This window comes from Alcanivorax sp. HI0044 (assembly GCF_001634945.1).
This window is the reverse complement of sequence record NZ_LWEZ01001548.1, coordinates 1-13,278: the sequence shown is the minus strand read 5'-3', so window position 1 is coordinate 13,278 and position 13,278 is coordinate 1. Positions and strand designations below refer to the sequence as shown.

Here is a 13,278-nt window from a genome sequence, read left to right as displayed (position 1 = left end):
GACAGCCGGGATTCCGGGAGACGGGCATCATCTGTTCGGGGTCTATGTGATGGGAGCCATCGGCGTGGTGTATGCACTGGCGCTGGTGTCTGGTCTGGTCGTGTTGCTGCCGACGTTGGTGAAGGACTTTCTGGCCCTGCGCAGGGGCAAGAATCTGAAGCGTTTCTGGCTGGATGCCCATAACGTTATTGGCCTGACCAGTCTCCCGTTCCATCTGATGATTGCACTGACCGTCATTGTCTTTGCGTTCCATGACTTTCTCTACGATGCCCTGTCACTGACCACCTACAAGGAGCGCCCGCTGTTCGAAATGCATGAGCATCACGATAGGGGGGTGGAAACCGTGGCAGGCAATCTCCTGCCTCCACAGACGCTGTTGGCTAACCTGCAACAAGCCGCTCCGGATTTTATTCCCCGGGAAATGCAGTATTTGGGGCCGGTGAGCGAACATGCGGAAGTGCGCATTGGTGGCGAAAATCTGGATCATATGGTGCGCGGGGCTGACCGTGGTTTTGCTGCCATGGACCCTTACACCGGGGAACTGGAAGGCACCGAGTACCTGCCCGGTCACGAGAATGCCTGGACGGACATCGTCATCAGTATTTTTGCGCTGCACTTCGGCAGCTACGGTGGCGCTTTCATGCGCTGGGTGTATGTCTTCATGGGGCTTGCTGGTGCGTTTCTGTTTTATACCGGCAACCTGTTGTGGGTGGAAACCCGACGCCGCAAACAGCGTCGTAATGGTGGGCAAGTGGAACAAAAGCGCAGCACGCGTTTGATGGCCAGCGCTACCGTGGGGGTGTGCTGGGGCTCCGTGGCCGGTATCGCGATTGCCATGACTGCCGGCAAGTGGTTGTACCGTGGGGTCGATCCGGCATCGCTGTACCTGTGGGCGTATTACTTTGTCTTTCTGGCGGCGGTGGCTTGGGCGTTTGTCCGTGGTCCGGGGCGCAGTGCGGTGGAGCTGATTGCCTTTGCCGGGGTCGCCTGGTTGACCGTGCCGGCCACCGCTCTACTGGCATACCTGTTCCCGGCCATGCCGGCATGGATACAAACCGCACCGGGGCCGCTGGCGGTGGATGGTACGGCGCTGGTGGCGGGTGTATTGCTGCTGGAGATGGCCCGGCGTACGGCAAAGCGCGTTTTCCATGGTAATACCGACAGTGTTTGGTATGCCGGCAAACCGGCGGGCGAGCCGGATAGCGTTGCTGCCGGGGTAGAACACGCCTGACGGGGCGCCAAATCGGTTGCAATATCAGTTTCAATCAGGCCGCAACATGATACTAATCGTCATGTTGCGGTTTTTTTGTCACCCTTTTATTTAGCAATAAATTGATAAACACAAAAACGCTTATCGTCTGCGAAGTGAGATATCACTCTGTAAAAGAAGGAGTTAGCGGTTGAGACAAGTGTGCTAAAAGTGTCTTGTATGCCGAAAGGGTAAATAAAACACTGATTTTTGTGGGTTTTTAAATTACAAAAGCTAACGTGCAGGGGCTGGCGCACTATCGCATTCATCCGTGACTATGTAGTCCGAAAACAAGAACAGGGTGACATGATGCGAACAATAAAATTCCCCACCATCGCCTGCCTGCTGCTTTTGCCGTTGCTGCATGCCTGTGAAGAAGAACCGGATGTGTTCGTGCCGCCGGATCCTGGCAATGCTCTCATTTACGCCTATCCGGCCAGCGGCATGGTGGACCTGCCTTTGGGTAGCAAGCTGCTGCTGACGTTTTCCAATGGCATTGATGAGGCCGCGGTCCAAGGAAGATTGTCACCCTGACGGTGATGGCTTTGTCGGCGCGCTTTGTCTGGCGGATAGCGAAGGCAATCTGGTCGATCTCAATAGCGCCGAAGTGTCGAACCGGGACCGTACCTTGACGTTTTCCATGGAAAGCCTGCGTGCCGGTGAGCAATACCGCCTTTGGGTATCACCGGAGATTGCCCCGGGGGTGGTGAACCTGGAGCTGGACGGTCCGCTGATCACCTTCCGCACTCGCCAATACGATCCGGTGCCGGACCAGGCGCCGGGGGTGCTGGTCATCAATCAGGAAAACCCTGAGGTCTATCTGCCCGACTCTGAAGGCGCGGCACGTTTTCCGTTCATGGATTTTTCGCCGGTACGCATCACCCTTACCGAACCACTGGTGCAAACCACCGTGCGCTAGGGCGATACGGTCAAGTTGGAACATCAGCAAACCGGTGAACTGGTGGATGTGAGGATTCTCAGTGAACGCCATTACATCACCCTTGATCCGAAGGAAGACCTGATCGGCGGGGATACCTACACGCTGACACTGGATGGTCTGGAAGATTTTGATGAGGACTTGTTGGAAACGGTCACCTATACGCTGACGCCCCGGCTGTCCAAAGATGATGTGGCGGACCGCAACCCGCCGATCAAGCAGTTGATGAAGGCCCAGCCTGCACTGGGGGATCCGGGGTATCCGCAAACCTCGCGCCTGCATGGGTTGCCGCTCAACCAGTTCAACCTGGAAACCGAGGCGCTGGGGATCACCCAGGTGAATGCCATGCCTCTGGTGCTGGAAGGCTGGATGGGGCGTCCGGATGAGCATGTGGAGGCGGTACCGGTGGTGGCCCGTGCCGGGCAGCAGCTGCGCATTACCGGTATTGACCCGATCCTGTTGGGCGGTGAAGTACGCACGCCCATGTTCACCGGTGACCTGATCGGCACCTTTGTCACTGACGTGACCGGCTATCTGACCACCAATCCCTATCGGCCTGAGGGCTTTCAGCCCGATGACGATTTTGCGCCGATGTATGTCTACATGAATTTCGATCTCGCCATGCATGCGGTGGAACCGCGAGGCAATGCATCGGTGAACCAGAACCTGATGCATGTGCAGGCGGTTGGTGTGGTGGACGTAAAAGATGGGGCGTTGACGTTTGAGGTCTTCCGCACTCTGGAACTGGATATTCTCAGTGGCGCGGCCAAGGTTAGCGCCGACTTTGCCTTGGGGGTGCGTGCCGATTCGGAATTCAAGTTTGATCAGCTCAACCGCGACCCACTGCAGGCCACCGGCTCCTTCCCCGAACATAATCAGGTCCAGGTGGAACCCAGCAACAATATCATTGTGGTATTCAACGAGCCGGTGAGCGATGACGGTATGGAGGGGGTTCAGCTGTTCCGTCAAAACAGCAGCGAGCCGGTGCCGATCCAGGTACGCAGCAGCGGTTCCAATCTGGTCATTACACCGCTCAATGAACTGGCGGCGGGGGAGCGCTATAACCTGGATCTGGGCGATAACCTGAAAGACATGGATATCTTCGATCCCTCGCACCTGGAATTTGTGCCCGGTGATGCCACCGACGGCAGCGGTCAGATTGTTTTTGATACCGCCAGCTACGCGGCCAACAACGATGCACCGGTGCTGCCGCCCGTGGTGCTGGGGCTGTATCCGGGTATCGGTTGTGCCCTGGAAGACCGTGGCGTCGAGCAGCAGGATGCCCAGGGGAACACCCTGGAAATGGCTGGGCGCTGTGCCGGCGGCCTGGCAGAAGATTCACTGTATTACCCGTTCTTTTACGACGTCAGCCGCCCCATTGAAGTGAGCTTCAATATGCCCATGGAGCTGGCGTCCATGACCTTTGGCACCATTGCTGCGGATGGCGAGTCCTGTGAAGGCGGAGCCATGTGTCTGGCTGAAGCAACGGATAGCGGTTGGGAGTCTATTCCGCTGTCAGCCCGTCGTAACAGCCTGCGTCTGCGTGCGGTGCCGCCCCCCAACACCATGGTGCCGGGGAAGGCATATCGGCTGGTGATCAACGGTGGTGACAATGGGGAGGACGTATTTCGTAGCCATGACCGGTTCGACAATCTGGGTATCAATACGGATCCGCTCAATGGCATGGGCACCTGTGGCTCTCTTTCCAATATGCCCTGTGAAGGTGGCCCACCAATTCTGATTGATTTTACCGCGACGGCTGACGTCGGGGCGGCTTATGCCACCGTGCTGACACGCAAGTACACGGACGTAAACGGTAACGGGGTTCAGGACGCGGACGAGCCAGACGCAGAAAAAAACCACGCCCGGGGCTTTATCAAAAGCACCGGGGGCCTGATTGGCGGTGCCAATCTTGATGAGGGGGACCAGATCTTTACTCATGCGGCCTTGCCCATGGCGTTCCTGCCCAAGGCGCCGCTGGACCTGAGTTACATCGGCATGGAGGATGAAGGCAATGGCCGCTGGTGTGCCACCAATGAAGATGCCGACGGGGATATTTATTGTATCCAGACCGTTGGCGACACCGCCATTCCAGTGGAAATCAATGCCCAGCATGTGATGGGAACGTCACTGACCGCCAACGCCAATCTGGCGATCCCGGTGCTGGGTGATCTTATTCCCTTGCCCCTGGAAACCGGTGCACTGGTGCTGCGTTTCCGGCCCTATGACGACATGCCGCCGCAGCCGTTGCGCGGTTTTGTTATCAATGCCATCGATCCCGACACCGGTGAGGAAATGGAAGACCCGGTTTTCATTACCCGCCTGGATGCCTGGCTTGATGCTCCGGATGTTCGTCTTTTTTCAGCACTGATTCCTGGTGGCGCAGCCATTCCCAATGTGGCTGACGCCAACGTGAGAAGCCTGCCGGTGTCCGCCTACCTGAATGGGCCGGTGAAGTTCCTGCGCAATGGTCAGATAACGCTGGAATCCAGCAATGCCTCGGCCATTGCGGCCTCACTGAATCTGAGTATCGACCTGGGTGCCCTTATTCCGGTGTTGGGCGACCTGCTTGATCTGATTATTGGCGGGGTGCTGCCGGAAGAGGGGGTTGGCTCTCTTGAGCTGGGTATTGCCAAGGATGACTTCCGTATCCGTGTGGTCAACAACCCGGCCCACGCACGCTTTACCTCGGTGGGTCAGGAAAATGCGGGAGACCAGTAACAATGAGAACAACAATGAGTCATAAAAAGCGTTTTTATCTTGCTGTTGTATTGGGGCTGCTTGGCGCTAATGCCTCTAATGCCTCTGCTGCTCAGGATCTTTACGGGCCGGACTATCCCGGGGTGAAGTTCACTCAGAAACTGTTCGGCGAGGACCGGCTCTACTTTCGTCTCGGGGCGATCTACATGAGCCCGGATGTGAAGACCAACTCCATTACCCTGAGTAATCTGTCGGAAATCGCGGAAGTGGCGGTGGAACCAGGGGAACAGGAGGGGGATGCGTTCAGTGATCCGCTCACCATCCCGGCGGCCACCATTGGTTATAAGCTGCGTTGGGGCGTCTGGGGCGGTGGTTGGTCGCTGGAGACCATGGCCGCCATGCCGCCGACTCTTGAACTCAAGGCCAAGGGGCGCATTGCCGATGTGCCTCTGGTGACGGAAGCGAATGGCATCCCTACCGGTGTGCCAGCGCTGGGAGAAAAAGTGGCGGAAACCAAGGTGGCGCCTCCCATGGTGACATTGGTTAAGCGTTTTCGTAACGAGCGAAATTTCCGCCCTTATGCCGGGTTGGGAGTGGTGTATTTATTCACCTATGACAGCCACGTGACTAACCCCATTCTTACTGAAGTGGGCGAGCCGGAATTGGAAATCGAGAACAAGTTTGGCTGGGTTGGCCAGGTGGGGGTGGACTGGCGGATGACGGACTACTGGTGGCTGGCGGCGGATTTTAAATACATCAGCGTGAAAGATGTTTCGGCCACGGTGGAAAGAACCTTCATCCGGGCGCCAGGTTTGCCGCAGTACCAGTATGCGGAGGTGGGGGACGCGGAGTTCAACGCTGACATGAATGTCTATGCGTTCAGTCTGGGAGTGGGATTCACCTTCTGAAACCCGTTGCCAGTTGGGTTGCTCCGCAACGCGGCGTAACCCAACCATTCGTCAAAAAAACGAGGCAGGTATCACAGGCTGTTTTCTATTTCCGCGAGTTGCTCCTTGCTCAGCACGGAAACACTCTCGGTGGTCTCATCGAAGACCACAAAGACCTGTTCTTTTTTCAACTGTTCACGCACTTGTTCTACTTTGGTGGCGGTGGAAATTTCCGTGTCGCCGTAGTCGGTGCCGTCCCGGGTGACGAATTCTTCAATCAGGTTGTGAAGGGTATCCGCAGGCAAGTCTTTCCAGGGAACAATGATGGGCATAAATCCAGTTCTATAAAAGTGAATAGGGTAAGGGCCGAATTCGATAACGTGTGCAGCCCCTGAATTTCAGTTTTCCGCTTTTGTCTTTTTCTTTAGCGTCAGGCATCAGGCTTGGGGCGTCGTGCTTGCGTCTTATGACAACAGCAACTGGATGCCCGCGCCGATGATGACAATCCAGGACGACAGGACGCCGAGCTGGCGGGGCAGGTTGGCGCTGCTGCGCGGCACCAGCATGCCATAGGCGTAGGACACGCGCCCGGCCAGCAGCAGGATGCCGTACACGTGCAGGGCGCTATTGCCGCCGCCATTGATTTCCAGCAATGCCATCAGGATCAGCGCCAGCGGAATGTACTCCACCGTGTTGCCGTGGGCGCGGATGGCACGGTTCACGTCTTTATGGCCACCATCGCCCAGGGAGACTTTTTTCCCCAGCCGGTAACGGACTACATTGGCGGCCAGGGCGATGACAAGAAAACCGCACAGGGCGGCGTACAGGGCGGTGACTGGCAAGCTTACTAGGGTCATGGTTTCCACTCAGGTTGTCTTTTTCGTTTGCGAACAATAAACCGCGAAGGGTCCAGGGCGTCAACCAATTGTGCGTCCACGGGCAGCGGCTGCCCGGTAATTTTGCTGGCCAGCAAGTCGGCGCACAGCGGCGTGCCGGTAATGCCACGGCTGCCGTGGGCCAGGTTCAGGTAGAGGCCGGTGGCCGCACGATGTGGGTTGTCGGTGGCCACGGGCAACGGGCCGCACAGAGGAACAAAGTCAAGGCTCTGGCAACGAAAGGCCACGCGCCGGTCCTGGATGATAATGGCTTCCCCGCCTAACGCCTGCCAGTGTCCGGGCAGGTAGTGTTTCAGTTGTGCCAGGTTGTCAGCGTCGTCTGCATCGGTGGGGGCGGGTTGGCTGTCGTGTAGATTGAAGGTGGCACCCACGCAGTGCAGATCATCCAGTGCGGGTGTCAGGTAGCCGCCATGGCATTGCGCCTGCTGCCATTGCCGGGACGCCTCGGTGGCCTGGCAATAACTGACCTGACCCCGAATGTGCTTGAGCGGTAGCCAGCCCAGCCCTGGTAGCTGCTGGCTGGCGCCGGCGGCGCAGACTATCACGGCGTTGGCATGCAGCCGGGTGCCTTTGTCCAGCGTGACGCTGGCGGGGGAGCCTTCCTGTAGTGACGTCACGGAGTCATCAAGCAATGTAATCGCTGGATGGTTGAGAAGGTGCCGGCACCAGCGATCCGGGCGCAGGTAACCGCCGCCCACCAGTTCCACTCCATTGCCGGCCAGCGCCGGGCGAAGCAGGTCGGCAGGCCAGGCACCGCTGTCCATGGCGGCAGTGAATTTGTCCCGTTGTTTGTCGTTTACAAAGTGCTGAATGACGCCATTGAGCTGGCCGTCCTGGTCACTGGAGGGAAAGCCGTAATGGTGGAGCCAGCGCAAGGCATGGCGGTAGCTCGTCTGGTAGAAACGATTCTGTGGTGTCAGGTGTGGGCTGGCGGTGCTATAGACGACACCGGCCAGATTCCCGGACGCGCCGGCGGCAATGCCCTGCGGATCCAGGACGGTCACGGTCCAGTGTTGCTCGGCCAGGGCGCGGGCTGTAGTGGCGCCGGCCAGGCCGGCGCCGATGACGATGGCGTGCCGGGATGTGCTGGGCTGGTCGGTTGGGTGCTGGGTGAGGAGGGTGCCGGTCTTGGTCATAGCAAATGTGGTCCCTCTAGTCGGACCGGGATCAGCGCAGTGAATAGGGGAGCGGTCATGGGATCCGTGTGGTTGGCGGCGTCGCTGTGAGGCCCTAGGGTAACACGCTGCGATTACGGAGCTGGCACGTTCTGGGCCGCCTTGAACTCAGCCAGTACACGTTTTGTCTGTTGCAGTAACCAGACGGTTTTCTGCCGGTAGCTGGCGTTGCTGATGCGGATGAAGTTGTCGTTGATCAAGGTGACCAGTAACGCCTGGTTTTGAATTGGGCGGTTGGGTTCTACCCAGCGCATTTGGGCCTGGGCACTGGGGTTGCCTTCCAGGTCCACCAGTCGCTCACTGATGATGCTGAGCGCGTTGGCGCTGTTGCTGAGTGCCTTGTCGACCCGGCGCTGGCGCAGTTCGCTGTAGTAGCCCGCTACGGCGCGCCGGGGTTGCATGGTGTCCCAGCCCGCAGGCAAGCCGGACAGGGTAAGGGAAAGCTGTTCCTTGCCATCCGCATCCCGGTAACGCAGGGTGCGCGCGTGCTCGGAACTGATTTCGCCGTCGAATTGCAGGCCCGCCAGGGTCTTGGGCGCCTGGTAGAGATCCAGTTGTGCTTTACGGTCTGGCAGTGCGCGGGCCTGGTTCTCCGAACCGGTGGCTTTAAGGGTGGCCTTGTCCAGTTTTTGCACGTGAAGCGGTGAATCCGGGGTTTCCTCCACAGGCTTGTCGGCGCAGCCAGAGAGTAGGCTCACCAGTGTGAAGACTGGCAAGAGATAGCAAACTTTTACATTCATGGATCGCAGCATAGGGCAAGGTAAATATCTTGTTAGAAGGGATATGCCGTTGTGTGCAGAGATGTGGCAAAGCATAAGTAGTGGCAAACTACCAGCATAACCGTTTTCAGGGCAGGCGGATGGAAAAGCCATCACATAATATGTCGCCAGACAGGCCACGGTCATCAGCACCGGGGTTGCCGGTTGTCGGCCTGAGAACCAGTGCGGCCATGTTGTTGCTGTTTGCGCTGATCACCGTGCCATTCGCCATCGCCTCGGTCCTTCTGATTCAACATCGCCTGGGCATGCTGGATACCTACGATACCATGCGTGAGGACGTGCGCCTGTTCGATGCGGGGCTGGCCGCGTTCCCGCCGCTTAACGACATGCGCGACCTGGCGCCGGTCGCTATTCACACCCAGGAACCGGAAATCGTGTCCCGCTTTGAACTCAGCCGCTCCCGTGCCGGCAGCCGTTTGCTGGACTTCCTGCAGCGTGTCCGGCAGCGGGATATTCCGGGGCTGAATGATCAGGGCGGGTTGCTGAGCGAGGCCTGGCGCGACCTGACGGTGAAAACCGGTATTCCCCTTGAGGATGTGGTTGGCCCTTTCGACAACGTGAACCAGATTACCCAACGGTTGAGCAATGCCTTGTCCACGGTGTTGTTTGTGTCGGATCTGTCCATAGGCGAGGGGCTGGAACCCAATGAGGTGCTGTCTTTGCCGCTGGGGTCATTCCGCCAGGCCCAGGAAGATATCGGCCTGATCCGGGCGCTGGCTCTGTATGTGAGTCTGCGTGGCGGTTACCTGGGGGACAATGACGCCCGGCGGTTGGAGAATGCCTGGCAGCGTTTGCAGCACCAGGTGACTATCATTGATAGCGAAATCAAGGCGCTGGTGGCACGTACCGGTGCCATTGAGTTGCAGCAGCAGTGGCGCTTGGTGCAGGGCGGTTTGCTGTCGTTTCTGGAGTGGTCCGAGCAGGAATTGATTCTGGCGCCACGCATTCAGGTCTCCTGGGAAGAGGCTTACGACCACAGCCGCAGTGCCATGAAATCCCTGGATGGGCTGTCCGCCACGTTGATTTCCCTGGCGGACCAGCTGCTCAGCAATGTTCGCCAGGAAAAGGCCCGGGCCACGGTCTGGATGATGCTGGGTATCGTGCTGCTGTATGGGCTGGTGTTGGGGTTGGCGTTGTGGGTGTACCGGGCCAATTACCGGGCGATCAATGCCCGTGCCGAGAGCCAGGCCAAGGGTCTTTTCCTTGCCCGCATGAGCCACGAAATCCGAACGCCGCTGAACGGCGTGATCGGCTTGGCGGAATTGTTGCGCGAGACCGACCCGTCGCCACGGCAGCAGGAATATATCAGCCTGATTGATAGCGCCGGCCGTACCCTCACAGCGCTGATCAACGATGTGCTGGATTTCGCCAAGATTGAAGCAGGCAAACTGCAATTGGTTGAAGAACGCTTTGACTTGCCGACGCTACTGGCGGAATGCGTGCAGATGTTCAATTTGCCGGCCAGTGATAATGGCACCCTGGTGATTCTGGATGTGGATCCGCACACTTCTTCGGATGTGGTGGGGGACGCGATCCGGCTACGCCAGATCCTGATCAACCTGGTCGGCAACGCAGTAAAATTTACCCGCAATGGGCGGGTTGTATTGTCCCTGGTGTGCCGTCGCAGTGGCGGCGAAGCCCCGCTGTTCACCTTTGCGGTGACCGATACCGGCATTGGCTTGACCCAGGACGAGCAAGCGCAACTGTTCCAGCGTTTTTCTCAGGCTTCCGCCAATACCGCCCGTCGCTATGGAGGTACCGGGCTGGGGCTGTCCATCAGTCGCGAACTGGTGGGGCTGATGGGCGGAGAGATCCATGTGCACAGTACTCCGGGGCTGGGGTCCCGGTTCAGCTTCAGTATCCAGATGACCAGCGAGCAGGGTGACATCCCGATGATGGCGGAGCTGCCGCCAGCCAGTTGGCTCTGGGATGTGCAGGGAAGCCTGGTGGATTGGCTGGCCGATGACCCGCGTTTCGACACCGTGAAAGTGGTGAGGAGCATGGGGCAACTGGCGGAGGTGAACGGGGAGATCCGCAGTGGTGTTCTGCTGATCAATGGCCTGCCTGAGCAGGCGCTACTCGACGAAGCGCTGCAGATGGTGCGTCTGAATCCGGCCCGTATCCAGGTCTTGTTATTGCTTGGCATGCGTAGTGAAACGCCGGACTGGCTACCCGGGGAGGTGCGTGTGCTACGTCGCTCGGTGGTGACGGTCAGTGACCTCCAGCAGCTACTGGGGAGCTATGTACCGGGGGCGATCCCGATTGTCACTGAGCCGGTGGCGGTGGAATCCATCTCCAGTTTGCGTGTTCTGATTGTGGAAGATAATCCGGTGAATCAGATGGTCACCAAGGGCTACCTGGAGCGGCTGGGCGTTGCGCACATCATCGTCGCGGAGGATGGCCAGCAGGGGGTCGATTGTTTTGATGCTGAAGAGGGGGAGCTGGATCTGGTGTTGATGGATCTGGATATGCCGGTGATGGACGGATTTACCAGCGCCCATCATATCCGCGAACTGGAAATTCAGCATGGTTGGCCTGCGTGCCAGATATTGGCACTGAGCGCCCATGCCATTACCGAGCACGGAGGTCGGGTGCCCAGGGCGGGGATGAACGGGCAATTGATCAAACCCTTGTCTCTGACGGCAATGAAACAGGCCCTTTCCCAGTATCTGGGTGTTACGGCATAAGGTAGATCAAGGTGTCCTGCATGGCCGGGGGGAGCAGAGGCGCAGACCATACCAGCGCTATCAGGCCTGCCAGAATCGCGCTTTCGATGCGCCAGGCCCGATGACGGCGTATGGCGTGCAAAAGGCAAGCGCAGGCTGCCAGCATCATGCCACTGAAAAAGCTGGCCATGCTGACCAGTTGCCATTGAACATCATTGAACGTCAGGCCGATGCCGCAGGCGGTGAGCGCTGCAGCGCAGACGGTGAGGAATGAAAATGACGAGTGATGATGAGTTGTTTGCATGTCCAGCATCCAAAGATAATCCCCATGGTTACGATTGATGCAAGCAAGCACCGTGCCGAAACCTATCCTTTCTACTTTGATGCTAATCCTTATTTATGAACTGTCTATGAAATTGCTAGCCTTATTAGGTTAGGTTTTGTCATCTTTCTATCATGTTAATGATTAAAAATGGTTAACAAGTGTACGCATTAGTTCGTATAATGCGGGCCGCAATACCGGCTATCGTGATTTATTGATTTCTTGCTGTGCAGGCCTATGGGGGTTGGCAACAGGGAGAAATGGGGTGAAATATGCGTTTTTTTGCAATTATTCTGACTCTTTCCGTTGTCCTGCCTGCTCAGGCTCAGTTGAATCCGGGGATGGAGGGGCGCCTGTGCCAGGCGGCGTCTCAGGACAGTGCTTTTGGCGCGCTGGTGGATCAGTTGATTGAAAGCGGAGAAGTGCAAATGACTTCCGGGGAGTCCCTGCTTTCCATCCATTGCCCGGATGGGCAAACGGTGCTCTCCCATATGGTCAAAGGCCGTCAGGCGGAGAACCTGGAATATGCGGTGATTGATATGGGCCTGAGTTTGTCGGCTTCCCGGGTAAGCCTGAATGGGCAGACAGTAAGCCTGGGGGATGCCCTGACGCGCCTGGGCGCTGACAGCGATACGGCGACCCGGAATTTTGTCGATAGTTACCTGGATGACCTGGCCGACGAAGACTTTAATCCCAACTTGCGGGTCAGTCTGAAGTAATCATCGTTCCTGTCGCCCCGCGTTTCCCGTTTTTTCAGACGGCTGCATCCGCAGCCGTTTCTCCCCGGCTCCCCACACCGCTATAATCGGCCCGCAGATGAATACCGGGGCCTCTATGTCAGACCAGCATGATCGCATTTACGCCACGTCCCACCAGCAGGTGGCGCGTTTTTCCTTCGACGATACGGTAGTGCGGGTTTTCCCCGACATGATTCGTCGTTCGGTGCCCGGTTACCCCACCATTATCGATATGATCGGGGTGCTGGCGGCCCGTTATGCCCAGCCCGATACCTGTCTGTACGACCTGGGGTGCTCTCTGGGGGCGGCCGCCACTGCCATGGCGTCTCTGACCGGCGACACCCGCAACCCTATTGTGGCCGTGGATAATTCCCGTGCCATGATCGAGCAGGCCGCCACCTTGCTTTCTGATGCAGGACAGGCCCACCGGGTGACCCTGGAAGAAGGTGATGTGGCTGAGATGGCATTCGAGCCTTGCTCCATGGCGGTGCTTAATTTCACGTTACAGTTCATCGCCCCGCAAAAGCGTGATGCCCTGATTCAACGCCTGGCAGATGCTACGGTGCCCGGCGGCATTCTGGTGTTGTCGGAAAAAATCCGCTTTGCCAACGAAGCTGAAAATGCCTTGCAGACCGAACTGCACCATGCCTTCAAGCGCAATAATGGTTATTCGGATCTGGAAATCAGCCAGAAGCGTACCGCGCTGGAGAATGTGTTGATCCCGGAGACTCTGGCGGACCACGAAGCGCGCCTGAAAAAGGCGGGCTATCGGCATATTCATGTCTGGTTCCGTTGTTTTAATTTCATGTCATTACTGGCCGTGCGCTGATGCTTACCGATTACCTTCAGGCCTGTGAACGCGGGCTTGCGCCCCTGTTTGCTCCGCAACCCCTGGCCGCAGTGATGACGCTGTCCCGGGAGCGTCTGGTC

13 protein-coding genes are annotated in these 13,278 nt (G+C 57.9%); 8 read left to right on the top strand and 5 right to left on the bottom strand.

Annotation, left to right across the window (positions count from 1 at the left end):
• The 5 genes from A3730_RS23385 to A3730_RS23365 form a co-directional block, all read left to right on the top strand.
• Nucleotides 1-1,231 (top strand): PepSY domain-containing protein (locus A3730_RS23385; protein WP_156501321.1); only part of this gene is annotated, 1,231 nt, incomplete at its 5' end.
• A 324-nt stretch (nucleotides 1,232-1,555) separates the two neighbouring features.
• Nucleotides 1,556-1,783, top strand: coding sequence for a hypothetical protein (locus A3730_RS23380; protein ID WP_063520771.1), 228 nt, complete (start codon nucleotides 1,556-1,558; stop codon nucleotides 1,781-1,783).
• Nucleotides 1,740-2,168 carry a hypothetical protein gene (locus A3730_RS23375; protein ID WP_197477599.1) on the top strand — a complete coding sequence of 143 codons (429 nt, stop codon included), beginning with the start codon at nucleotides 1,740-1,742 and terminating at the stop codon, nucleotides 2,166-2,168. The genes A3730_RS23380 and A3730_RS23375 overlap by 44 nt, the downstream gene beginning before the upstream one ends.
• Before the next feature lie 15 nt (nucleotides 2,169-2,183).
• Nucleotides 2,184-4,907, top strand: a complete 2,724-nt coding sequence (locus tag A3730_RS23370) for an Ig-like domain-containing protein (protein WP_063520848.1) — start codon at nucleotides 2,184-2,186, stop codon at nucleotides 4,905-4,907.
• A 14-nt stretch (nucleotides 4,908-4,921) separates the two neighbouring features.
• Nucleotides 4,922-5,794, top strand: a complete 873-nt coding sequence (locus A3730_RS23365; RefSeq protein ID WP_231880690.1) for an OmpW family protein — start codon at nucleotides 4,922-4,924, stop codon at nucleotides 5,792-5,794.
• A 71-nt stretch (nucleotides 5,795-5,865) separates the two neighbouring features.
• Here A3730_RS23365 and A3730_RS23360 read toward each other — a convergent pair whose 3' ends face one another.
• The 4 genes from A3730_RS23360 to A3730_RS23345 form a co-directional block, all read right to left on the bottom strand.
• On the bottom strand, nucleotides 5,866-6,105 hold the full coding sequence (locus tag A3730_RS23360) for a YheU family protein (RefSeq protein WP_063520846.1): 240 nt from the start codon (nucleotides 6,103-6,105) through the stop codon (nucleotides 5,866-5,868).
• Between the two features lie 132 nt (nucleotides 6,106-6,237).
• Nucleotides 6,238-6,630, bottom strand: coding sequence for an MAPEG family protein (locus A3730_RS23355; protein ID WP_063520845.1), 393 nt, complete (start codon nucleotides 6,628-6,630; stop codon nucleotides 6,238-6,240).
• A complete protein-coding gene (mnmC, locus tag A3730_RS23350) occupies nucleotides 6,627-7,805 on the bottom strand; it encodes an FAD-dependent 5-carboxymethylaminomethyl-2-thiouridine(34) oxidoreductase MnmC (RefSeq protein WP_063539069.1) in 1,179 nt (392 codons plus the stop codon). Before mnmC ends, A3730_RS23355 begins: the two co-directional genes overlap by 4 nt.
• 113 nt (nucleotides 7,806-7,918) lie before the next feature.
• Nucleotides 7,919-8,584, bottom strand: a complete 666-nt coding sequence (locus tag A3730_RS23345; protein ID WP_231884025.1) for a hypothetical protein — start codon at nucleotides 8,582-8,584, stop codon at nucleotides 7,919-7,921.
• 119 nt (nucleotides 8,585-8,703) lie between these two features.
• Between A3730_RS23345 and A3730_RS23340 the strand changes: the two genes are divergently transcribed.
• Complete coding sequence (locus A3730_RS23340) at nucleotides 8,704-11,310, top strand: ATP-binding protein (RefSeq protein ID WP_063519432.1); 2,607 nt, start codon at nucleotides 8,704-8,706, stop codon at nucleotides 11,308-11,310.
• Here A3730_RS23340 and A3730_RS23335 read toward each other — a convergent pair.
• Complete coding sequence (locus A3730_RS23335) at nucleotides 11,300-11,593, bottom strand: hypothetical protein (RefSeq protein ID WP_156496930.1); 294 nt, start codon at nucleotides 11,591-11,593, stop codon at nucleotides 11,300-11,302. The two genes, A3730_RS23340 and A3730_RS23335, sit on opposite strands and share 11 nt — an antisense overlap.
• A gap of 290 nt (nucleotides 11,594-11,883) precedes the next feature.
• On the opposite strand from A3730_RS23335, the gene A3730_RS23330 reads away from it, so the two are divergent.
• Entirely contained in the window at nucleotides 11,884-12,330 is a 447-nt protein-coding gene (locus tag A3730_RS23330; protein WP_063519430.1) for a hypothetical protein, read from the top strand.
• 115 nt (nucleotides 12,331-12,445) lie between these two features.
• Nucleotides 12,446-13,177, top strand: a complete 732-nt coding sequence (cmoA, locus tag A3730_RS23325; RefSeq protein ID WP_197468593.1) for a carboxy-S-adenosyl-L-methionine synthase CmoA — start codon at nucleotides 12,446-12,448, stop codon at nucleotides 13,175-13,177.
• The last annotated feature ends 101 nt before the right edge of the window (nucleotides 13,178-13,278 follow it).